Here is a 20,372-nt window from a genome sequence, read left to right on the forward strand (position 1 = left end):
GCTTCCGCGCGTGTCAGCGGCCCGACTTGCGCACCTTCCTCGTCGCGCGCAGCCACTCCTTGTTCATGGCCGCGATCGACGGCAGTGGGATGCCCTTGGGGCAGGCCGTGGCGCACTCGCCGGTCAGGGTGCAGCCGCCGAAGCCCTCGTCGTCCATCTGCCCGACCATGTCGAGGACCCGCGTCTCGCGTTCGGGCGCGCCCTGCGGCAGCACGTTGAGGTGGTTGACCTTCGCCGAGGTGAACAGCATCGCCGAGCCGTTGGGGCAGGCCGCCACGCACGCGCCGCAGCCGATGCACTCGGCGTGCTCGAAGGCGAAGTCGGCGTCCGGCTTGGGCACGGGGGTGCTGTGCGCCTCGGGGGCCGCGCCGGTCGGCACGCTGATGTAGCCGCCCGCCTGGATGATCCGGTCGAACGCCGAGCGGTCCACCACCAGGTCCTTGACCACTGGGAAGGCGGAGGCCCGCCACGGCTCGACGTCGATGGTGTCGCCGTCCTCGAACGAGCGCATGTGGAGCTGGCAGGTGGTGGTCCTCTCCGGTCCGTGGGCGTCGCCGTTGATGACCAGCGAGCAGGCCCCGCAGATGCCTTCGCGGCAGTCGTGGTCGAAGGCGACCGGCTCCCGGCCCGTGAGGATGAGTTCCTCGTTGAGCGTGTCGAGCATGTCGAGGAAGGACATGTCGGCCGAGATGCCGTCGATGTCGTACGTGGCCATGGCGCCGGGCGCGTGGGCGTCCTTCTGGCGCCAGACGCGCAGGGTGAGCTTCATGCGTAGCTCCGCTGGGTGGGGTGGACGTACTCGAAGACGAGGTCTTCCCTGTGCAGGACGGGGGCCTCGCCGGTGGCCGCGAACTCCCAGGCGGCGGCGTAGGAGAACAGCTCGTCGCGGCGCGCGGCCTCGCCGTCGGGGGTCTGGGACTCCTCGCGGAAGTGACCGCCGCACGATTCGGCGCGGTGCAGGGCGTCGAGGCACATGAGCTCGGCGAGCTCCAGGTAGTCGACGACGCGGTTGGCCTTCTCCAGGGACTGGTTGAACTCCTCGCCGCTGCCCGGCACTTTGACGCGGCGCCAGAACTCCTCGCGGATCTGCGGGATCCGGTCGAGCGCCTTGCGCAGGCCCTCCTCGGTGCGGGCCATCCCGCAGTGCTCCCACATGAGTTCGCCGATCTCGCGGTGGAAGGAGTCGGGGGTGCGGTCGCCGTCGACGGCCAGCAGGAGGTTGAGGCGGTCCTCGGTCTCGGCGACGGCTTCGGCGACGGCCGGGTGCTCGTCGGTGACCGCCTCCTGGTGGGGGTGGCGGGCGAGGTAGTCGTTGATGGTCGAGGGCAGGACGAAGTAGCCGTCGGCCAGGCCCTGCATGAGCGCGGAGGCGCCCAGGCGGTTGGCGCCGTGGTCGGAGAAGTTGGCCTCGCCGATCGCGAACAGGCCGGGCACGGTGGTCTGCAGGTCGTAGTCGACCCACAGGCCGCCCATCGTGTAGTGCACGGCGGGGTAGATCCGCATCGGGGTCTCGTACGGGTCCTCGGCGGTGATCCGCGCGTACATGTCGAAGAGGTTGCCGTACTTGGCCTCGACGGCCGGGCGGCCCATCCGTGCGATGGCGTCGGCGAAGTCGAGGTAGACCCCCTGCCCGCCGGGCCCGACCCCGCGCCCCTCGTCGCAGACGTTCTTGGCGGCGCGCGAGGCGATGTCGCGCGGGACGAGGTTGCCGAAGGCCGGGTAGATCCGCTCCAGGTAGTAGTCGCGCTCGTCCTCGGGGATCGCCGCCGCCGGACGTGTGTCGCCCTTCGCCTTCGGCACCCAGATGCGGCCGTCGTTGCGCAGCGACTCGCTCATCAGGGTCAGCTTGGACTGGTGCTCGCCGGTACGCGGGATGCAGGTCGGGTGGATCTGGGTGAAACAGGGGTTGGCGAAGTAGGCGCCCCGGCGGTGCGCCCGCCAGATCGCGGTGGCATTGGAGTTCATGGCGTTGGTGGAGAGGTAGAAGACGTTGCCGTAGCCCCCGCTGGCGAGGACCACCGCGTCGGCGACGTACGTGTCGATGCGACCGGTGACCAGGTCGCGGGCGACGATGCCGCGGGCCCTGCCGTCCACCACGATCAGGTCGAGCATCTCGGTGCGGGCGTGCAACTCGACGTTCCCCGCGGCGATCTGGCGCGAGAGCGCCTGGTAGGCGCCGAGCAGGAGCTGCTGGCCGGTCTGGCCGCGGGCGTAGAAGGTGCGCGAGACCTGGACGCCGCCGAAGGAGCGGGTGTCGAGCAGCCCGCCGTACTCGCGGGCGAACGGGACGCCCTGGGCCACGCACTGGTCGATGATCTCGACGGAGATCTGGGCGAGGCGGTGGACGTTGGACTCGCGGGCGCGGAAGTCGCCGCCCTTGACGGTGTCGTAGAACAGCCGGTGGACGGAGTCGCCGTCGTTGCGGTAGTTCTTCGCGGCGTTGATGCCGCCCTGGGCGGCGATGGAGTGCGCGCGGCGCGGCGAGTCCTGGAAGCAGAACTGGACGACGTGGTAGCCCTGTTCGGCGAGGGTCGCGCCGGCCGAGCCGCCCGCGAGGCCGGTGCCGACCACGATGACGGTGTGCTTGCGGCGGTTGGCCGGGTTGACCAGCTTCGCCTCGAAGCGGCGGGTGTCCCAGCGCTCGGCGATCGGACCCGTGGGCGCCCGGTCGTCCGCGAGCGGCTCGCCGACGGTGTAGTCGATGTAGGAGGTCATGTCAGCTCACCACTCCGGTCATGACGGCGACGGGGACGCAGGAGAATCCGGCGAAGAGCAGCACGGCGAGCGCGTTGGCGAGGATCTTGAGGATCCGGTCGCGGGTGGCGTTGCCGGCGCCGAGGGTCTGGGCGGCGCTCCAGAACCCGTGCTGGACGTGCAGGGCGAGCGCGGCCATGGCCACGAGGTAGATCGTGTTCCCGTACCAGGTGGAGAAGGTGTCCACGACGTTCTGGTAGGGGTGGCCGGGCCGGAAGCCGGAGTGCACGGTGCCGGTGGTCAGGTCCAGGACGTGCCAGACGATGAACAGGGCGAGGATGACGCCGCCCCAGCGCATGGTGCGGGTCGCGTAACTGGCCCGGGCCCGCTTGTGGACGTACCCGGTGGGACGTGCGCGGAGGTCGCGGCGGCTCAGCTGGTACGCACAGACCGCGTGGCCGGCGACGGCGGCCACGAGCACCACGCGGATGAGCCACAGCGCCCAGGCGTAGTGCAGGAAGGGCTCGCCGATCGTGCGCAGCCAGTGGGCGTACGCGTCGAACCGGCCCGCCCCGAAGAAGATCTTGAGGTTGCCCATCATGTGCACGACCAGGTAGGACAGCATGATCAGACCGCTCACGGCCATGACCGTCTTCTTGCCTACCGTCGAGTCCCACAGGGTGCGCGGCAGGGACGGCGGTGTGCCCGTACGCCGGTCCGCCCGTTTCTCGGTGCGCGTTGCCAGAGCCATGTCCTTGACGCTAGAGGCGAACGACCCAAGAGGTCCAAGACATGGATCGGCTCATCTCCATAGGAATGACCTATCGTGGAGGGATGCAGTTCCAGCAGCTCCTCTACTTCGTGGCGGTCGCCGAGACCCGCCACTTCACCCGCGCCGCCGAGCGCGTCCACGTCTCGCAGCCCTCGCTCTCCCAGCAGATCAAGGCACTGGAGAACGAGCTGGGCGCCGAGCTGTTCAGCCGCGCCCGGGGCAACATCGCGCTGACCGACGCGGGCGAGGCGCTGCTTCCGCTGGCCCGGCGCATCCTGGCGGACGCGGACACCGCGCGCATCGAGGTACAGGAACTCGCCCAGCTGCGGCGCGGCCGGGTCCGTCTGGGCGCGACGCCGAGCCTGTGCACGGGGCTGCTGCCGGACGTCCTGCGTGCCTTCCACGACCGTCACCCCGGCATCCAGCTGCTGATCGAGGAGGGCGGCTCGCACGACCTGGTGCGCGAACTGGCGCGCGGCGCCCTGGACTTGGCGCTGATCGTGCTGCCGCTGCCGGCCGGGTCGCCCGCGCTCACCACGATCGAGCTGCTCCAGGAGGATCTGGTGGTGGTCTCCTCGGCCGCGGAGGCGGCACCGGGCCGGGGGAACGCGGTGCGCGTCGCCGAACTGCGCGACGCGCCCCTCGTGATGTTCCGGCACGGCTACGACCTGCGCGAGCTCACCGTGGCCGCCTGCCGCGCCGAGGGCTTCGAGCCCGCGTTCACCGTGGAGGGCGGCGAGATGGACGCGGTGCTCGGCTTCGTACGGGCCGGGCTCGGAGTGGCCGTGGTGCCGAGCATGGTGGCGGCCCGGTCCGGGGACCTGCGGGTGACGCCGCTGGCCCGGCCGGGCCTGCGCCGCACCATCGCGCTGGCCCACCGCAGCGACGTGGACCCGCCGCGCGCCGCACGGGAGTTGCAGCGGGTCCTGCTCGGCATCGGCGCCGGGCGGCGCGGGACGCGTCCGGTCTGACCGGCCGCCCCCCAGGTCGCCGCCGCGCCTCACACCGCGTCGATGAGGGCCAGCGAGTGGATGCGGTCCGGGGCACCGGGACGCGCGTAGTACCAGCCCTGGGCCGTGTCGCAGCCCAGCTCCTTGAGCTGCTCGGCCTGGGCGCCGGTCTCCACGCCCTCCACGGTGACCGCGAGGGAGAGGCTGTGCGCGAGCGACACGATCCCCTCGACGATCTTGATGTCCACGGGGTCGGCGGGCAGCTGCTGCATGGACTGCGTGAAGGAGCGGTCCAGCTTGAGCACGCTCACCGGGAGCCGGCGCAGATTGGCGAGGTTGGAGTAGCCGGTGCCGAAGTCGTCCAGGGCTATGTCGACGCCCATCTCGGCGAGCTGGCGCAGGGGCTTGAGGAGGTCGTCGTCGGCGCCGATCAGCGCGGACTCGGTGACCTCCAGGCAGAGGGCGCCGGGGGTCAGCCCGGTGCGCTCCAGCATCTCGACGGTGTCGGCGACCAGGCCCGGGTGGTAGAGCTGGGTCGGCGAAAGGTTGACGTTGATCCGCAGCGGCCCGCCGTCGGTGGCACCGGGGTGGGCCTCCTGCCAGGCGCGGGCCTGGCGTACGGACTCCTGCATCACCCAGCGGCCCAGCGGCACGATGAGCCCGGTGTGCTCGGCGAGCGGAATGAACCGGTCGGGTCCCAGCACCCCGTGCTGCGGGTGCGACCAGCGCACCAGGGCCTCCGCGCCGTGCACGCTGCCGTCGCCGAGATGGACGAGCGGCTGGTACTCGATGAAGAACTCACCGCGCTCCAGGGCCGCGGGCAGCGCGTTGGTGAGGCCGTGCCGGGTGATGGCCCGGGCGTCGGCCTCGGCGTCGGCGAACTCGAAGCGGTTGCCGCCCGCGGACTTCGCCCGGTACATCGTGATGTCGGCGCTGCGCAGCACTTCGGCCGCGCTGCGCTCGCCCGCCGGGCCCTCCACGACGCCGATGGAACCGCGCACGGTCAGCTCACGGCCCTCGATGCGGATCGGGGTGGCGAGCGTGCTCAGGATGCGCGAGGCCAGCTCGTCCGCCTCGAACTCGGTGTCGGGGCCCGTGGTGAGCGCCACGAACTCGTCGCCGCCGAGCCGGGCCACCATCTCGCCCGGCCCGGTCGCACAGCTCTGCAGCCGGTCGGCGACCTCCACCAGGAGGCGGTCGCCCGCCGAGTGGCCCAGGCTGTCGTTGACCGCCTTGAACCCGTCGAGGTCGAGGTAGCACAGGCCGAAGCGCTTGCCGTCGCCCGGGGCGAGCGCCTTCTCCAGACGCTCGAAGAACAGCGTGCGGTTGGGGAGGCCGGTGAGCGCGTCATGGGTGGCCTCGTAGCGCAGCCGCAGGTTGAGCAGCCGGCGCTCGGTGGTGTCCTCCAGCAGGGCGAGCTGGTACTGGGGCGTGCCCTCGGCGTCGCGCAGGAGCGAGACGGTGAGGTTGGTCCACAGGACGGTGCCGTCGCCCCGGTAGTACGGCTTCTCGACCCGGTAGTGGTCGCGTTCGCCCCGCACCAGCTCGTCGTAGAGCCGCCAGACCTGCGGGGCGTCCTCGGGGTGCACCCACTCGCTGACGTTGCGGCTGCGGATCTGGCCCTCTATCCCGCCGAACATCCGGGTGAGGGTCTCGTTGACCTCGAGGACCCGGCCCTGGAGGTCCGCGATGCCGATGCCGACCGCCGCGCCCTCGAAGACCGCGCGGAACCGGGTCTCGGTGGCGTGCAGGGCCTCCAGGGCCTCGCTGCGCGCCGACATGGCGGAGCGGGCGATGGCCTCCTGCTCGGAGCGGGTGCGTTCGCGCAGCGCGGCGGCGAAGCCGGCCGCGAGGGCGTGCTGGAGCCGGGCGCAGCGGGCCCGCGCCTCCTCGGCGGACAGCTCGTCGCCGGTGCCGCAGTACAGGACGAGGTAGGACTCGACCACGCCGAGGGTGCGGCTCAGGGCGTCCGGGTCGGTGCAGTGCACGGCGACCAGTTCGGCGCCGATCTCCTGGGCGGGCGAGGAGTCGAAGTGCCGTGCGTGCAGGGCCTGGATGAGCCGGCGGGCCAGCGGGACGAGGTGCTGCTCGAACTCGGGGCGGGTCAGCGAGGTCGCCGTCACCGGGAAGATCGCCCGGCTCCAGATCGTCGCGAACCGTCTGAGCCGGTCCTCGGGGCCGTCCGGCGCGAGGTCCGGAGCCGGGGTCGCGGGCGGGTTGCTCACGCCTTGCGCCCCACGCCGGCGAAGCCCGAGAAGGCGTACGGGTCCTCGTGCGAGGCATCGCCCTCCGGCCGCCACAGGGGCATCGAGACCACCCCGGGCTCCAGGACGTCGAACCCGTCGAAGAAGCGGGTGACCTGCTCCTGCGAGCGCATCACCAAGGGGTTCTTGATGTTGCGGTAGACGCCGACGGTGCCGCCGGCCTCTTCCTCGCTCAGCGGGATGCCCTCGTAGGAGGCGTGCGTCAGGACGAGGAGGCTGCCGGGGGCGAGCGCGTCACGCAGCTCGGCGACGGCCGCGTACGGATCGTCCTGGTCCTCGACGAAGTGGAGCACGGCGACCAGGAGCAGGGCGACCGGCTTCGACAGGTCGAGGAGTTCGCCGGCCTCCGAGGCGCTCAGGATGTCCTGCGGCTTGCGCAGGTCGGCCGCGGCGATCCCGGCCCCTTCGTTGCCTTCGAGTACGGCCCGGCTGTGCGCGACGGCCACCGGGTCGTGATCGACGTACAGGACTCGGGCCCGTGGGTTCGCCCGCTGGGCGACTTCATGAACATTTCCGAAAGTCGGGATTCCGGATCCGATGTCCAGGAACTGCGTGATTCCCTCGTCCACCGCGAATCGCACCGCACGGCGCATGAAGGCCCGGTTGGCCTGCATGACCTTGGGAAGTCCCGGAATGAATCGCATGGCCTCGCGGGCCGCTTCGCGGTCCACCTCGAAATTGTGCGAACCGCCCAGGTAGTAGTCGTATATGCGGGACACGCTCGGCACCGAGATGTCGATGCCCTGAGGGGCCCAGGCGGGACGCTCCATCAATGTCTCCAACAAGTCGCCGCAGGACGGCCATGACCATGACCATTGTTTGCGCCTGAGGCTACTGATCGTCCGCCGAGAGAGCGAGCAAAAACGGAAAATGGTCGTCCGTTATTGGTCACACGCCCACGGCATGTGCGCCGGATCGTACGGTCCGGAGCCGCGGTGCGCGTCATCGTATCGCTGGGTGGACACGTGCGTCGGCCCGTCATCGCGGAGGGGGGTCGCGGTGACGGGCCGACGGGGCCGGGGCCCGGGCTACTTGGGTGCGCCGACGAGCTTTCCCTCGGGGGACACGGCGTACCACGTGCCGCCCGCGCCCTGGCCGTTGGTGTCCCCGGGCTTGGCGTCGCCCGAGAAGGTGTAGACGGGCCAGCAGGTGATGGACTGCTGCTTGACGCCGTCGGGCCGGTCGAAGGTGACGAATCCCTTGAGGGCGATGCCCTTGGTGTCGTTCTTGGCGACCGGCGCCACGGCCGGCCACTTCTGGAGACAGGCGCCGGTGCAGGCGGACTTCATGGGCCAGGCCGAGTCCTTCTTGAAGCGGTAGACGGTCATGCCGCGCGCGTCCACGATGATGTCGCCGAGCTTGGCGTCCTTGCGGACCGAGAGGCCGGGCAGCGCCTCGGCGGGGGCGGCGGCCGCGGCCGACGCCTTCTTGCCGTCGGGCGCGGCGGCGTGCCAAGTGCCGCCGACGTTCTGCCCGTTGGTGTCGCCGGGGCTGGTGTCCTTGGCGTAGCGGTACATCGGCCAGCCGCCGATGGTGAGCTGCTTGGTGCCGTCGGCCCGGGTGACCGAGCCGAGCTTCGAGGCGTCGGTGCCCGCGGCGGCGGTGACCCCGTCGGCGGGCACCGCGGGCCACGCCTTGGCGCAGTCGTCCGCGCAGTTCGAAGCGGGCGGACTCGCGGTGTCCTTGTCGAAGCGGTAGAGGGTGAAGCCGGCACTGTCGGTGACGACCTTTCCGAGGTCCTTGCTGTCGCTGACCGTCAGCTGTCCGGCCGGTTTGGCCGCGGACTCGGCGCCGCCGGCCTGCCCGTAACCGCCGCCGGAGCCATAGGCGTTGTCGCCCGGCTGCTGGGCGGTGCTCGCGTTGCCGACGGGCTGGCCGTTCCCGCTGCTGCCCGCGTAGGCGCTGCCCTTGTCCTGGCCGCAGCCGGTCGCGGTCAGTGCCAGTACTGCTGCCGCCGCTGCCGCGATCGATGCACTGCGCCAGGTACTCATGTCAACTCCCGTTGTCCGTAAGGCTGTTGAGGCGCCGGGTGCGCCGGGTGATGGCCCTAAGTACGGGTGGCGGGCGGCGCCGCGTTCAACGCGGGCGCGGATTTTTTGCGCCCGGGCCCGAACGCCAGGTCAACGCGTCGAACACGCACCCCCGAGAACTCCCCCCTTCAGGCGAATCGGTTCGACACCCCCTACGGCCGCGGCCCCACCGCCCGATGATCACCTAGTGCAAGGACGACACCTCGCCGGACGGCTGTTCGCCGCCACGGCCCTCACCGTGCTCCTGTCGGCGCCGGCGCCGGCCACCCGGGCCGACGCCTGCGCGTACGCCTCCGTGACGCAGGGCAGCGGGGGCGGGCCCTGGGCGGTCGCGGGCACGGGTCACCGGTGCCCCTGGCCACCGCACCCGCACCCGCGGCCCCCGCATCCCCGGCCCACCCCCACCCCGACGCCCACCCCGGTGCCGCCCACCGCGACTCCCGCGCCTCCGGCGCCCGAGCCGCCGCCGAAGCCGGCCCCGCGGCCCACCCCGCCGCCGCGCCCCGCACCCCGCCCGAAGCCGCCGGCCGCGCCACCCGCGCCGGAGCCGCCCGCGGTGCACCGGCCCACGCCGCCCGCCCCTCCCGTGCCGCCGGCGCCGGGGGCCTCCGCGCGTCCGGGGCCGCCCCCGGCGCCCCGGCTCGCGCTGCGCGCCTATCGGATGCCGCCGCGCAAGAAGCCCGCGCCGCGCCTGTCCCCCGTCACCCTCACGCTGCTGATCACCGCGCCCGCCGTGCTCGGCGCGGCCCTGCTGCGCACCCGCTCCGGCTCCCGCTCGCGCTGAGCCCCCCTTTTTCTTGAGAGGCCCCCCTTGTCCGACTGGCTCGTCCTGGTCATCGCCATGGCCGCCGCATGTGCGGTCGTGCTCACCATCACCCTGTTCAGCAACCGCCGGGTCGACCCGGAGAACGACGATCCCTCCGACACCCCTGACGTCATCGAGTACATGACGATGATGATCGGCGTGGTGTACGCCATCGTGCTCGGCCTCGCCATCGCGGGCGTCTGGGAGGGGCGGGGCGCCGCCCAGGCGGACGTCCAGCAGGAGGCGCAGGCGCTGCACGAGATCAGCCAGCGCGTCCAGGTGTATCCGACGGAGGTCCGCGACCGGACCCGGGCCGATGTGGAGGCGTACGCCTCGTACGTGGTGCACACCGAGTGGAAGCACATGGCCAAGCACGGCGACCTCACCGACGAGAGCGCCCAGAAGCTGGAGGCGATCCGGCGGGACGTGACGGACTACCGCCCGGCCAACGACTTCGAGGCCCAGGCCTACCAGCCGCTGGTCGACCAGGTCGGCGCCGTGGACGCGGCCCGCACGGCCCGGGGGCAGGGGGCGGGCGCCACCATGCCGGGGGTGGTCTGGTTCGGCCTGATCACCGGGGCCGTCGTCACGGTCGGCCTGATCTTCACGCTGCAGATCAGGCGCACCTGGCGCGAGCTGCTGCTCGCCGGGCTCTTCAGTGCCCTGATCGCCTTCCTGCTCTTCCTCATCTGGGACTTCGACGCCCCCTTCGGCCGGGGCATCTCGGCGACGGCCGGCCCCTTCTTCGACCTGTTCCCGAACATCGGCTGAGGTCGCGCGCCGCTCCGCCGCACCCCGAAGGCCCCGCCCCGCCGGCGGGGCCTTCGCTGGTCCGGGCGGGGGACCTGGATGACCCGTTCGCCGGACACCGATCGCGACACGCCGGGCCACCTCCTAGCGTTTCGCGCATCGAGGTGCATCTCCCCCCATATGCGGCATCGATACCGCAGCTGCTCCTCGGGGACCGGAGGATTGACCATGGGCGCGATACGCATCGCATCCGTCGCGCTGCTCGGCGCTGCCGCTCTCCCGCTCGCCGTCCCCGCCGTCGCCGGCGCGGTCGACGGCCGGCCCAACGCGGGCAACGTGACCCCCTACGGCTTCAGCGTGACCCCGTCGGTGATCGCGCCCGGCGGTCAGGTCACCCTGAACGTGACCGGATGCTCCGGCGACGCGACGGCGTCCTCCGGCGTGTTCGACACCGTCACCATCCCCAAGGACAGCTCCCGCAATGCCACGGTGGACTGGGACGCCAAGCGCGGCGCCTCCTACACCGTGACGTTCAACTGCGACGGCGCCCGCGGCACCACCCAGCTGACGATCACGGGCGGCTCCCCCACCACCAGCTCGACGGTGCGCCCCACGGTCCGGCCCACGGTCACCGCTCCGCGTGGCGTCCGCGGCGGTCTCGGCGGCAGTGTGGACGACGGCCTGAGCCCCGTCGAGCTCGCGGCCGGAGCCACCCTGGTCGCGGCCGCGTGCGGCGGCGCGGTCTACGCGCTGCGCCGGCGCTCGGCGGCCCGCAGGCACTGACGGCGTCAGGCCCCTGCGCACACCCGTCGCCCCCGAGTCCTGGCCAGGACTCGGGGGCGACGGGCCGTTGGGGACCTTCCGGGGAGGTTCGTCCGGTCAGACCCGTACGCCTTGGCGCCGGCGGCGGGCGACGAACAGCGCACCGCCGATCGCGGCGGTTCCGGCGAGCGTGCCGCCGACCGCCATCTCGGTGTCGGTCGGGCCGGCGGCGCCGCCGAGCCCGCCGTCGGCTCCGCGGCCTTCGAGCACGCGGAAGCTGCGGGTCGCCACCCGGTCGTTGTCGTTGCACTTGACCGCCAGGCTGTAGGTGCCCGGGGTCGTGTGGTCGTGGATCCGCGCGGTGGCGTAGTTGATGTCGCCCGACGACAGGTGGACCTCGTCGAAGGCGTTCGAGCTGACCCTGCCGCCGTTGTGGCAGCCCCTGGCGGTGATCCTCAGGGTGGCGCCCTGGTGGACCACGGAGGGGTCGACTTCGACACTGGTCGGCCCGCCGCCGGAGGGCGGGCCTCCTGCGACGGCCGCCGGGGCGGCGAATCCGACCGCGATCCCGACCGCCAGCGCCACCGGTAGAGCGCGTGAAGCACGCATCGTTGAACCTCCATGGGAGGACGCCCCGGAGCCGTGCCCCGGGATGATCGACGAGTACGCCTCCCATGACGAACCCTCACTGCCAGTCATACAAGCCGCATTTCGGCACTGATCCACCCTGGTGAACCGCCCGTCCCCCGTACGGCCGCGCAATCTGACGGACCCGCAGGTCACAGACCGTCAGGTCGATTTCCGCGCGGGATGCCCCGGATGGGTCAGGCCCGGTGGACGGCACCCGTTCGCCGCCCTCCGATCGCCGAGCCGTCGCGGCGCCCTTACGGTGCTCGAAGGCGCGCTGAGGGCGGACGGCGAGGGACGGAGAGACATGGCGCAGAACGAGTACCGCATGGAGCGTCGCAGGCCCTCCCCGTGGGGAGCGCTGGCCCTGGTGATGCTCACCGGCCTCGCGCTGATGCGCAACGGTGCGGATGTGACGATGGGCCCGCCCCAGCCGGCCGCCGCGGCGGCGCTGACCAGCGGTTCGGGGACGGCCTCCGCGCCCCCCGCGGCGGCGGGGGTCCAGCCGCTGCCCTTCGCGCCGGCCTCCCGGGTGCGGATCGAGGCGATCAACGTGGACGCCCCGCTGATGGACGTCGGCACCGACGCCCAGGGCTGGGTGCAGGCCCCTCCGCCCCAGGACCCGAACCTGGCGGGGTGGTATCAGAACGGCGTGGCCCCGGGCATGCGCGGTACGTCGGTGATCGTCGGCCACGTGGACAACATGAAGGGGCCAGCCGTCTTCTACGGGCTCGGCTCGCTCCAGAAGGGCAACCACATCGAGGTGCAGCGCTTCGACGGCCGCACCGCGGTGTTCGAGGTCTACGGCGTCGAGGTGTTCGACAAGGCGAGCTTCCCGGGTACCCGGGTGTACGGCGACACCGGGCACCCGGAGCTCCGGGTGATCACGTGCGGCGGCGGCTTCTCCAGGGCCCGGGGCTACGACGGCAACGTGGTGGCCTTCGCCCGCATGGTGTCCGTCAAGTAGCCCCCCGTCGCGGACCCGGAGCGGCCGGGCGGGGCCGGGTGCGGACGGCCCGGCGCCGCCCGGCGCGGTCGCCGGGGGCGGCGGCCCGGGGTTCATCTGCGGCGCGGCGGCACCTTCAACGCGTAGCCCTGCGCGAGCAGTTGGGGCAGATAGGTGCGCAGGGCCGCGACGCTCTGCGAGCGGTCGCCCCCGGCGTCGTGCGAGAGCACCACCACGCCGGGTGCGGCCCCGTCCAGGACGCGGCGGATGATGGTGGCGGTGCCGGGCGTGGTCCAGTCGAGGGTGTCGACGGTCCAGGCGAGCGGCTCCATGCCCATCTCGGCCTGGATCTCGAAGACGTTGCGGTTCCACGCCCCGTACGGCGCCCTGAACCACTGCGGCGCCTCGCCGATCGCCTGCTCGATGACCTCGCTGGTGCGGCCGATCTCCGAGCGGATCGTGGCGGAGGGCGTCTTGTTGAGCTGGGGGTGGGTCCAGGTGTGGTTGCCGATGACGTGTCCGTCGTCGCGCATCTCGCGCAGCAGGTCCCGGTTGTCGGTGGCCATCTCGCCGCACAGGAAGAACACCGCGCGCACGTCGTGGTCGCGCAGGGTCTTGAGGATGCCGGGGGTGTAGCGAGGGTCGGGCCCGTCGTCGAAGGTGAGCACCATCGAGCGCTCCCCCAGCTGGGGCATGCTGAGGAAGGGTCTGGTGCGCACCGGCGGGAGCGCCGTGTGGTAGCGGGGCGGAAGGTAGGCGGTCATGGGTTCCAGGCGGTACGCGCTGGGCGCCGCATGGGGTGCGGCGGCGCCCCGTGGGCCCGCTGCCGGGGCCGCTCGGGGGGCGGGTGCCGGGGTGACGGTGTCCTCGGCGGTCAGCATGCGGACCGCGGCTGCGGCTCCGAGGCAGGCGGTGACGCGCAGCAGGGTTCGCCGACTGGGGAGCATCTGATCCCTTTTCACGACATACGGCTTTTGTTCGTCATGGCGGAAGGGTAGGGCGTACGGGCCGTGGCGGGGCCGACGAAACGTCAGCACCCGGCCCACACCGGCACGAATGGAGTCACCCGGCGGTTCCGGCCGGGGCGCGGTCAGGTACGGCGGACCAGCGGGAAGGGCAGGGTCTCGCGGATGGTGAGGCCGGTGAGGAACATGACCAGGCGGTCCACGCCGATGCCGAGGCCGCCGGTGGGCGGCATCGCGTAGGCCAGGGCGTCGAGGAAGTCCTCGTCGATCTCCATGGCCTCCGGGTCGCCGCCGGCGGCGAGCAGTGACTGCGCGGTGAGCCGGCGGCGCTGTTCGACCGGGTCGGTCAACTCCGAGTAGGCGGTGCCCAGTTCGGTGCCGAAGGCGACCAGGTCCCAGCGTTCGGCGAGGCGTGCGTCGGTGCGGTGCTGGCGGGTCAGCGGGGAGACCTCGGTGGGGAAGTCCTTGTAGAAGGTGGGCAGCTGCGTCCGTTCCTCGACGAGCCGCTCGTACATCTCCAGGACGACGTCGCCGCGGCTGTTCTCCGGCGTGTGCGGCACCCCGGCCCGGTCGCAGAGCCGGCGCAGCCGCTGCTCGTCGGTGTCGGCGTCGACCTCCTCGCCGAGCGCCTCGGACACCGCGCCGTACAGCGTCTTGACCGGCCAGGGCCCGGAGATGTCGTACTCGACGACCTTGCCGTCGGGGCCCGCCTTGCGGGCGATCGGGGAGCCGAAGGCGGCGGTGGCCGCGCCCTGGATCAGTTCGCGCGCGAGGTCGAGCATCACGTCGTAGTCGGCGTAGGCCTGGTATGCCTCCAGCATCGTGAACTCGGGGTTGTGTTTGTAGGAGACGCCCTCGTTGCGGAAGGTGCGGCCCATCTCGAAGACCTTCTCCACGCCCCCGACGCAGAGCCGTTTGAGGTAGAGCTCGGGCGCGATGCGCAGATAGAGGTCGAGGTCGTAGGCGTTGATGTGGGTGGTGAAGGGGCGGGCGTTGGCGCCGCCGTGGATCTGCTGGAGCATCGGCGTCTCGACCTCCAGGTAGCCGCGTTCGAGCAGGCCCTGGCGCAGTGCCTGGACGGCGGTGGAGCGGTGGCGGACCACGTCGCGCGCCTCGGGGCTCGCCACCAGGTCGAGGTAGCGGCGGCGCACCCGGGCCTCGGGGTCGGCGAGGCCGCGGCGTTTGTCGGGCAGGGGGCGCAGGCATTTGGCGGTCATCTGCCAGGCGGTGGTGAAGAGCGAGAACTCGCCCTTGTCCGTGGTGGCGGTGACGCCGGTGGCGGTGAGGTGGTCGCCGAGGTCGACGTCGCGGGTGAAGTGGTCGAGGACGGCCCGGCCCGCGCCTTCGCGGGTCAGGACCAGCTGGAGGTCGCCGGACCAGTCGCGGAGCACGGCGAAGACGACGCCGCCGAAGTCCCGTACGGCCATGACGCGGCCGGCGACGGTGGCGGCGGTGCCCTCGCCCTCGGTCCTGAGCCGGGCCAGGGTGTGGGTGCGGGCGGCGATGACGACGGGGTAGGGGTCGGTGCCGTCGGCGCGCAGCCGGTCGAGCTTGTGGTGGCGCACCCGCTCCTGGTCGGTGAGGTGACGCTCCGTCAACTCGGTGGCCGGGCCGGTCAGGCCGAGGGCCTCGATGGAGGGCAGGTGCGCGGTGGTCACGGGCTTGACGACGCCCTTGGGGCGGCCCTTGCCCCAGAGCTTGCGCAGGCTCGGGACGGAGACGAAGCCCTCGGCGATGCCGGAGGCGAGGCCGACGCGGGCGAGCGAGCCGGCGTCGCCGTAGCACAGGAAGCGCGGGAACCACTGGGGCCGGTACTTGACGTTCGAGCGGTACAGGGCCTCCAGCTGCCACCACTTGGAGAAGAACAGCAGCAGCTTGCGCCACAGGCGCAGCACCGGCCCGGCGCCGATGCGGGCGCCCTCCTCGAAGGCCGAGCGGAACACCGCGAAGTTGAGCGAGATGCGGCGCACCCCCAACTTCGGTGCGCCGGCGCACAGTTCGGCGACCATGAACTCCATGACCCCGTTGGGGGCGCTGCGGTCGCGGCGCATCAGGTCGAGCGAGATGCCGTCCGGCCCCCAGGGCACGAAGGAGAGCAGCGCGATGAGGCGGCCCTCGGCGTCGAAGGCCTCGACGAGGAGGCAGTCGCCGTCGGCGGGGTCGCCGAGCCGGTCGAGCGCCATCGAGAAGCCGCGCTCGGTCTCGGTGTCGCGCCAGGCGTCGGCGCGGTCGACGATCTGCCGCATCTCCTCGTCGGTGAGCGCCAGGTGGCGGCGGATGCGGGTGGTGGCGCCGGTGCGCGCGACGCGGTGGACGGCCTGGCGGGTGACGCGCATGTCGCGGCCGTCGAGGTCGAACGCGGCGACGTCGAGGATCGCCTCGTCGCCGAGCTGGATGGCGCCGAGGCCGTGCCGGGCGTAGGCGGTCGCGCCCTCTTCGGAGGCGCCCATCACGGCGGGCGCCCAGGCGTACTGGCGGGCGACGTCGAGCCAGGCGTCGATGGCGGGACCCCAGGCCCCCGCGTCGCCCACCGGGTCGCCGCTGGCGAGCGCCACGCCGGCCTCGACGCGGTAGGTGACGGCGGCCTTGCCGTTGGGCGAGAACACCACGGCCTTGTCACGGCGGGTGGCGAAGTAGCCGAGCGAGTCCTGCCGGCCGTAGGCGCCGAGCAGGGCCCGGATGCGGGGCTCCTCGTCGCCGTGCAGGGCGGCCTCCATGCGCTGCGAGCGGAAGAGGGTGGAGGCGGCGGTCAGCAGGGCGATGGCGCCGAACAGGCCGAGGAAGAAGTACAGGGGCCGGGGCGGGCTGCCGTCGAAGCGGCCGTTGGAGACGAGGCCGCCGAAGACGCGGTTGGTGGCCCACAGCAGCCGCTGGCCGCGCGGCAGCGTGTTCGGGAACAGTTCGACCAGGCCCCAGCCGACCAGGACGCCGGCGGCGAGCCCGAGGCAGAGCACTCCGACCGCGCGGCGGAAGGCGCCCCTGCGGGTCTGTGCGTAGAACTGCCGGCGGGCCAGGACCAGCACGATCAGCGCCGCGCCGCACAGCAGTCCGTTGGCGATCCAGGCCCATTCGGTGACGGCGACGAGCAGGACGTCGAGCAGGAAGAGCAGGCCGAGGTAGATGACGACCAGCCACCAGGCGACCTTCTTGCGGGCCCCGATGGCCGCCGCGAGGAGCAGCAGGAAGACGGCGTAGGCGAGGTTGGCGCTGACCGGGACGGTGACCCGGTCGAGGAACCAGGAGACGGGGTGCAGGAGCCGGCGCAGCGGCGGGATCAGCGCGATGACCGCGCAGAACAGGCCGAGCGCGCCGAAGAACATCGCGAACGCTTCGGGCACCCGCCCCAGAAAGCCGGTCCGCGACGGAATGGGCGCCGCCTGGCTGACAGTCATGTTCCGCACTCTAGGGAGGGCGGCGCCGGGGCGCCTGTCGGAGGCGGCGGGCGGCCCGTTAGCCTCGGGGCGTGACAGAGCAGCGGCCCCAGCCCCATCCCGAGTCCCAGCGCTTCGAACGCGGCACCGACGGCCCCAAGGTGATCGTCGCCGGTGTCGACGGTTCGGACTCCTCGCTCAGAGCCGCCGCGTACGCCAGTGGCCTGGCCCGCCGCCAGAACGCGCTGCTGGCCCTCGTGTACGTCCAGCCGGTGCTCGGGGCGGGTGCCGCGCTGGGCGCGCCCGTGGGCGATGCCACGGGCGAGATCGCCGAGGGCCTGGTCGCGGAGATCAGGGCGGCGGCGGAGCGGGTGCGGGGCATCTGGGACGTGCGGTGGGAGTTCCACACCTTCCGCGGCGACCCCTACTCCGGACTGGTGACCGCGGCCGACGAGCTGACGGCGGACGCGGTCGTGGTGGGTGCCTCGGAGTCGGCCGGCCACCGCATCGTCGGCTCGGTGGCGGTCCGTCTGGTCAAGGCGGGCCGCTGGCCGGTCACCGTGGTGCCGTAACGGCCGGGCCGCGCTAGCGGGACATCGTCAGGCCGTCCTTGGCGGCGCCCCGGCTGAGGACGGCCGCGCGGATGTGGTCCAGGGCCTCGGTGTAGTCCTCGCGGCCGGGCGACGTCGCGAGCGCCGCCGGCAGGCTCATCACGCGGCCCCGCTCCACGTCGATCCACTGCGGGACGAACTCCGCCCTGGTGACCTCCCAGCGCGCCCCGGGCCGCACGGGCGGTGCGAAGGTGAACCGGGCGATCGAGCTCATGTTGCCGCGGCTGTCGCGCGCACCGGAGTCGTTGAACATCTCGCCCGCGATCTGGTCGCCCTCGCCGTAGACGATCCAGGTGCCGTTGACCTTCTCGTACGCCTGCGGGATGTGGGCGTGGGTGCCCAGGATCAGGTCGATGTCGGGGCGGCCGCCGGTCCGGGAGGCGGTCAGTGCCTTGCCGAGCGCGAGCTGCTGCTGGTCGGGCTCGTCCTGCCACTCGGTGCCCCAGTGCAGGCTGACGACGACGATGTCGGCGCCCGCGGCCCGCGCCGCCCGGGCGTCCGCGACGATCTTCTTCTGGTCGATGAGGTGCACCGCCCAGGGCTGCCCGTCCGGCATCGGATAGCCGTTGGTGTCGTAGGTGTAGGCGAGCTGGGCGAGCTTGGCGCCGCCGGCCGTGAGCAGTGCCGGCCGCGCGGACTCGGCGGCGGTGCGACCGGATCCGGTGTGCTGGAGACCCGCCCTGTCGAAGGCCTTCAAGGTGTGGGCGATGCCGTCGGCGCCGTCGTCCAGGGTGTGGTTGGAGGCCGTGGAGCAGGAGTCGTAGCCGGTGTCCTTGAGGGCGGCGGCCACCTGCGGGGGCGCCTTGAAGGCCGGGTAGCCGGTGAAGGGACCCTCGTCGGGGCCGTACACCGTCTCCATGTGACAGATCGCCAGGTCGGCGCGGGAGATGATCGGCCTGACCCCGGCGAGCATCGGCCGGAAGTCGTAACCGCCGTCCGTGGCATCGGACTTGGCGCGGGCGATGGTCGAGTCGTGCGGGAGTACGTCGCCGGTGGCGACGAGGGTGAAGGGGCGCCGCGCGGGTGCGGCGCCCGAGGCCGGGGAGTGCTGGGCGTCCTGGGGGTGCGGCGGCTGTGCGGCGGGCCGCTGCGCGTCGGCGCATCCCGCCGTGGCCGCGAGCAGGAGGACCAGGGCTGCCGCCGCCCCCGGTCGGGTGCGCTGGGTCGGCTGGGGCATCGGCGTCGGACTCCGTCGGTCGGGGGCGGTCGTGTGTCCGAAATCCACCCCGGCGGAACGGGCCAGTCAAGCCGAAAAGCCGTTCATATGACTCAAGATCGCTGGATCGGACGCACCCGGCGGCCGGGTCGGCGCCCCCGCCGCCGACCGTTCGCCGTACCACTCGTCGCCCGGTTCGACCGCTCGTCGCAGGGTGCGGTACCGCGGGTGTCCCCGTCCCCGCGGATGCGGTCGGATACCGCTGATCGCGGCTTTCGGGGAGAGGGAGTGCACGGTGACGACGGCAGCCAGGGGCCCACGGCGCTACGCACACGAGCGCGATCTGGCCGAACTCCAGCGCACGCACGGCCCCGCCCTGCTGCACTTCCTGCTCGGCCTCACCTACGGCGACCGCCAGCGCGCCGAGGACCTGCTCCAGGAGACGCTGGTGCGCGCCTGGCAGCACCCGGAGGCGTTCGAGGCTCCGTACTGCTCGATGCGGCCCTGGCTGTTCACGGTCGCGCGGCACCTGGCGATCGACGCGCGGCGCAGCCGGCTCGCCCGGCCCGCCGAGGTGCGGGACGACGTCCTGCTCGCCACCGCCGAGCCGGGGGACCACACCGAGCGCTGCGCCGCCGCCCTCGACGTCCGCGGCGCCGTGAGGTCGCTCACACCCGAACACCGCGCGGTCCTCGTGCAGTTGTACTTCCGCGGCCTGAGCGTGACGGAAGCGGCGGATGTGCTCGGTGTGCCGCCCGGGACGGTCAAGTCCCGTTCGTACTACGCCTTGCGCGCACTCGCCCGGGTGCTGCCCGGCTATTCTGCGTCAGGTCCCGAAGGGCTCTTGGCGATGGGTTCCAGGTCCGCCTCGGTGAGCAGGGCGAGCAGCGAGGGCGTCTCGGCGACCTCCAGGTAGGCGGTGCGGCACGCCGCGCACCGGCGCAGATGCGCGGCGACGGTCCGCTCCTCGCCGGGCTCCAGAGCGCCCAGCACGTAAGCGCCCAACAGCTGTCGCACATGCATGAGCACCTCGTGTCGTGTGGCGGATCCTGCCCTTCTGGCCACGGCGGGCACGCGCCCCCGGTTCAATGCTCCCTGGAGCTCCCCGGGAGCGCCGGGACGGTCGATGAAAGAGGCGAGACAGGATGCGTCCGGAGGGAAGTAGCGGGACCAGTGGTGGCGAACTGCTGGTGCCGATGGCATGGATGTACGCGGAGTACATCGCCGACGAGTTGCTGCGGACCGGCGATCTGATGCCGCCGACGACCCTGGAGTTCAGGGCGGGGAGGGGCGCGCTCGCCCTGACGATCTTCCTGTCCGACGGGGCGGTCGACGGCGCCCGGGTGGTGGCCCGCCTGGAGGAGTGGAGTTCGCTCACCGCGGCCGGCCGGCCCTGGCGGCGCTGGGTGCGCACACGCCTGGACGAGCTGTCGCCGGACCGGGAGGGCGGGCCCGACGTGGCGATGGCGCGGGCCGCCTGGCGGTGGCTGGAGGAGACCGAGCTGCTGGCGGCGGACCTGGACGCGGTGGCGCCCGGCGCGGCGGACCCGCGGGCCGCGGAGGACGAGCCGCGGGTGTGGACGCCGGCGTGGGAACTCGGGCTGCCGCTGGGCCACTTGGCGATCCATCTGTTCTGATCGCGGCGCGCCGCCCGACGGGACGTCAACAC

At 72.5% G+C, this 20,372-nt stretch carries 19 protein-coding genes; 8 read left to right on the forward strand and 11 right to left on the reverse strand.

Annotated elements, in window-relative coordinates:
* Nucleotides 1-13: 13 nt before the first annotated feature.
* The 3 genes from ACGF3I_RS06710 to ACGF3I_RS06720 are packed head-to-tail and all read right to left on the reverse strand — an operon-like array spanning nt 14 to nt 3,445.
* The gene (locus tag ACGF3I_RS06710; protein ID WP_393129504.1) at nt 14-769 is read right to left on the reverse strand and encodes a succinate dehydrogenase/fumarate reductase iron-sulfur subunit; all 756 of its coding nucleotides are present in this window, start codon (nt 767-769) and stop codon (nt 14-16) included.
* Nucleotides 766-2,715, reverse strand: coding sequence for a fumarate reductase/succinate dehydrogenase flavoprotein subunit (locus tag ACGF3I_RS06715; RefSeq protein ID WP_393129505.1), 1,950 nt, complete (start codon nt 2,713-2,715; stop codon nt 766-768). Before ACGF3I_RS06715 ends, ACGF3I_RS06710 begins: the two co-directional genes overlap by 4 nt.
* Nucleotide 2,716: 1 nt before the next feature.
* Entirely contained in the window at nt 2,717-3,445 is a 729-nt protein-coding gene (locus tag ACGF3I_RS06720; RefSeq protein ID WP_393129506.1) for a succinate dehydrogenase, read from the reverse strand.
* An 83-nt stretch (nt 3,446-3,528) separates the two neighbouring features.
* Here ACGF3I_RS06720 and ACGF3I_RS06725 point away from each other — a divergent pair, with 83 nt between their 5' ends.
* Nucleotides 3,529-4,437, forward strand: coding sequence for a LysR family transcriptional regulator (locus ACGF3I_RS06725; protein WP_393129507.1), 909 nt, complete (start codon nt 3,529-3,531; stop codon nt 4,435-4,437).
* A gap of 29 nt (nt 4,438-4,466) precedes the next feature.
* Here ACGF3I_RS06725 and ACGF3I_RS06730 read toward each other — a convergent pair whose 3' ends face one another.
* The 3 genes from ACGF3I_RS06730 to ACGF3I_RS06740 form a co-directional block, all read right to left on the reverse strand.
* Nucleotides 4,467-6,641: a putative bifunctional diguanylate cyclase/phosphodiesterase gene (locus tag ACGF3I_RS06730; protein WP_393129508.1), complete on the reverse strand. Its 2,175-nt coding sequence runs from the start codon at nt 6,639-6,641 to the stop codon at nt 4,467-4,469.
* Entirely contained in the window at nt 6,638-7,450 is an 813-nt protein-coding gene (locus ACGF3I_RS06735; protein ID WP_393129509.1) for an SAM-dependent methyltransferase, read from the reverse strand. Before ACGF3I_RS06735 ends, ACGF3I_RS06730 begins: the two co-directional genes overlap by 4 nt.
* 258 nt (nt 7,451-7,708) lie before the next feature.
* Complete coding sequence (locus tag ACGF3I_RS06740) at nt 7,709-8,671, reverse strand: SCO0930 family lipoprotein (protein ID WP_393129510.1); 963 nt, start codon at nt 8,669-8,671, stop codon at nt 7,709-7,711.
* Between the two features lie 226 nt (nt 8,672-8,897).
* On the opposite strand from ACGF3I_RS06740, the gene ACGF3I_RS06745 reads away from it, so the two are divergent.
* From ACGF3I_RS06745 to ACGF3I_RS06755, 3 genes are all read left to right on the forward strand, one after another.
* Complete coding sequence (locus ACGF3I_RS06745) at nt 8,898-9,494, forward strand: hypothetical protein (RefSeq protein WP_393129511.1); 597 nt, start codon at nt 8,898-8,900, stop codon at nt 9,492-9,494.
* Between the two features lie 27 nt (nt 9,495-9,521).
* Nucleotides 9,522-10,286: a hypothetical protein gene (locus ACGF3I_RS06750; protein WP_393129512.1), complete on the forward strand. Its 765-nt coding sequence runs from the start codon at nt 9,522-9,524 to the stop codon at nt 10,284-10,286.
* Nucleotides 10,287-10,493: 207 nt separating this feature from the next.
* Nucleotides 10,494-11,048 carry a hypothetical protein gene (locus ACGF3I_RS06755; protein ID WP_393129513.1) on the forward strand — a complete coding sequence of 185 codons (555 nt, stop codon included), beginning with the start codon at nt 10,494-10,496 and terminating at the stop codon, nt 11,046-11,048.
* 96 nt (nt 11,049-11,144) lie between these two features.
* Here the strand turns inward: ACGF3I_RS06755 and ACGF3I_RS06760 are convergent, their stop codons facing one another.
* Nucleotides 11,145-11,636, reverse strand: a complete 492-nt coding sequence (locus ACGF3I_RS06760; protein ID WP_393129514.1) for a hypothetical protein — start codon at nt 11,634-11,636, stop codon at nt 11,145-11,147.
* Between the two features lie 325 nt (nt 11,637-11,961).
* Here ACGF3I_RS06760 and ACGF3I_RS06765 point away from each other — a divergent pair, with 325 nt between their 5' ends.
* Nucleotides 11,962-12,621, forward strand: a complete 660-nt coding sequence (locus tag ACGF3I_RS06765) for a class F sortase (RefSeq protein WP_393129515.1) — start codon at nt 11,962-11,964, stop codon at nt 12,619-12,621.
* A 92-nt stretch (nt 12,622-12,713) separates the two neighbouring features.
* On the opposite strand, the gene ACGF3I_RS06770 is transcribed toward ACGF3I_RS06765, so the two are convergent.
* Entirely contained in the window at nt 12,714-13,547 is an 834-nt protein-coding gene (locus ACGF3I_RS06770) for a polysaccharide deacetylase family protein (RefSeq protein ID WP_393129516.1), read from the reverse strand.
* Nucleotides 13,548-13,690: 143 nt separating this feature from the next.
* Entirely contained in the window at nt 13,691-16,957 is a 3,267-nt protein-coding gene (lysX, locus tag ACGF3I_RS06775) for a bifunctional lysylphosphatidylglycerol synthetase/lysine--tRNA ligase LysX (RefSeq protein ID WP_393129517.1), read from the reverse strand.
* Between the two features lie 71 nt (nt 16,958-17,028).
* On the opposite strand from lysX, the gene ACGF3I_RS06780 reads away from it, so the two are divergent.
* Nucleotides 17,029-17,508: a universal stress protein gene (locus ACGF3I_RS06780; protein WP_393129518.1), complete on the forward strand. Its 480-nt coding sequence runs from the start codon at nt 17,029-17,031 to the stop codon at nt 17,506-17,508.
* Nucleotides 17,509-17,521: 13 nt separating this feature from the next.
* On the opposite strand, the gene ACGF3I_RS06785 is transcribed toward ACGF3I_RS06780, so the two are convergent.
* Nucleotides 17,522-18,724 carry a CapA family protein gene (locus tag ACGF3I_RS06785; protein ID WP_393129519.1) on the reverse strand — a complete coding sequence of 401 codons (1,203 nt, stop codon included), beginning with the start codon at nt 18,722-18,724 and terminating at the stop codon, nt 17,522-17,524.
* Between the two features lie 274 nt (nt 18,725-18,998).
* On the opposite strand from ACGF3I_RS06785, the gene ACGF3I_RS06790 reads away from it, so the two are divergent.
* Nucleotides 18,999-19,619 carry a sigma-70 family RNA polymerase sigma factor gene (locus ACGF3I_RS06790; RefSeq protein ID WP_393129520.1) on the forward strand — a complete coding sequence of 207 codons (621 nt, stop codon included), beginning with the start codon at nt 18,999-19,001 and terminating at the stop codon, nt 19,617-19,619.
* Here ACGF3I_RS06790 and ACGF3I_RS06795 read toward each other — a convergent pair.
* On the reverse strand, nt 19,520-19,906 hold the full coding sequence (locus ACGF3I_RS06795) for a zf-HC2 domain-containing protein (RefSeq protein ID WP_393129521.1): 387 nt from the start codon (nt 19,904-19,906) through the stop codon (nt 19,520-19,522). The two genes, ACGF3I_RS06790 and ACGF3I_RS06795, sit on opposite strands and share 100 nt — an antisense overlap.
* Here ACGF3I_RS06795 and ACGF3I_RS06800 point away from each other — a divergent pair.
* Nucleotides 19,849-20,340: a hypothetical protein gene (locus ACGF3I_RS06800; RefSeq protein ID WP_393129522.1), complete on the forward strand. Its 492-nt coding sequence runs from the start codon at nt 19,849-19,851 to the stop codon at nt 20,338-20,340. The two genes, ACGF3I_RS06795 and ACGF3I_RS06800, sit on opposite strands and share 58 nt — an antisense overlap.
* Nucleotides 20,341-20,372: the final 32 nt, after the last annotated feature.

The organism is Streptomyces sp. NPDC048111 (genome assembly GCF_043202815.1).
In the GTDB taxonomy this organism is placed as follows: Bacteria; Actinomycetota; Actinomycetes; order Streptomycetales; family Streptomycetaceae; genus Streptomyces.

What these genes read in the sequence shown, in the direction of transcription:
- ACGF3I_RS06760 (WP_393129514.1), bottom strand. Translation starts at nt 11,636, where the DNA reads ATGCGTGCTTCACGCGCTCTACCGGTGGCGCTGGCGGTCGGGATCGCG.
- ACGF3I_RS06795 (WP_393129521.1), bottom strand. Translation starts at nt 19,906, where the DNA reads ATGCCATCGGCACCAGCAGTTCGCCACCACTGGTCCCGCTACTTCCCT.
- ACGF3I_RS06785 (WP_393129519.1), bottom strand. Translation starts at nt 18,724, where the DNA reads ATGCCCCAGCCGACCCAGCGCACCCGACCGGGGGCGGCGGCAGCCCTG.
- ACGF3I_RS06740 (WP_393129510.1), bottom strand. Translation starts at nt 8,671, where the DNA reads ATGAGTACCTGGCGCAGTGCATCGATCGCGGCAGCGGCGGCAGCAGTA.
- ACGF3I_RS06770 (WP_393129516.1), bottom strand. Translation starts at nt 13,547, where the DNA reads ATGCTCCCCAGTCGGCGAACCCTGCTGCGCGTCACCGCCTGCCTCGGA.
- ACGF3I_RS06765 (WP_393129515.1), top strand. Translation starts at nt 11,962, where the DNA reads ATGGCGCAGAACGAGTACCGCATGGAGCGTCGCAGGCCCTCCCCGTGG.
- ACGF3I_RS06715 (WP_393129505.1), bottom strand. Translation starts at nt 2,715, where the DNA reads ATGACCTCCTACATCGACTACACCGTCGGCGAGCCGCTCGCGGACGAC.
- ACGF3I_RS06720 (WP_393129506.1), bottom strand. Translation starts at nt 3,445, where the DNA reads ATGGCTCTGGCAACGCGCACCGAGAAACGGGCGGACCGGCGTACGGGC.
- ACGF3I_RS06725 (WP_393129507.1), top strand. Translation starts at nt 3,529, where the DNA reads ATGCAGTTCCAGCAGCTCCTCTACTTCGTGGCGGTCGCCGAGACCCGC.
- ACGF3I_RS06755 (WP_393129513.1), top strand. Translation starts at nt 10,494, where the DNA reads ATGGGCGCGATACGCATCGCATCCGTCGCGCTGCTCGGCGCTGCCGCT.
- ACGF3I_RS06735 (WP_393129509.1), bottom strand. Translation starts at nt 7,450, where the DNA reads ATGGAGCGTCCCGCCTGGGCCCCTCAGGGCATCGACATCTCGGTGCCG.
- lysX (WP_393129517.1), bottom strand. Translation starts at nt 16,957, where the DNA reads ATGACTGTCAGCCAGGCGGCGCCCATTCCGTCGCGGACCGGCTTTCTG.
- ACGF3I_RS06710 (WP_393129504.1), bottom strand. Translation starts at nt 769, where the DNA reads ATGAAGCTCACCCTGCGCGTCTGGCGCCAGAAGGACGCCCACGCGCCC.
- ACGF3I_RS06800 (WP_393129522.1), top strand. Translation starts at nt 19,849, where the DNA reads ATGCGTCCGGAGGGAAGTAGCGGGACCAGTGGTGGCGAACTGCTGGTG.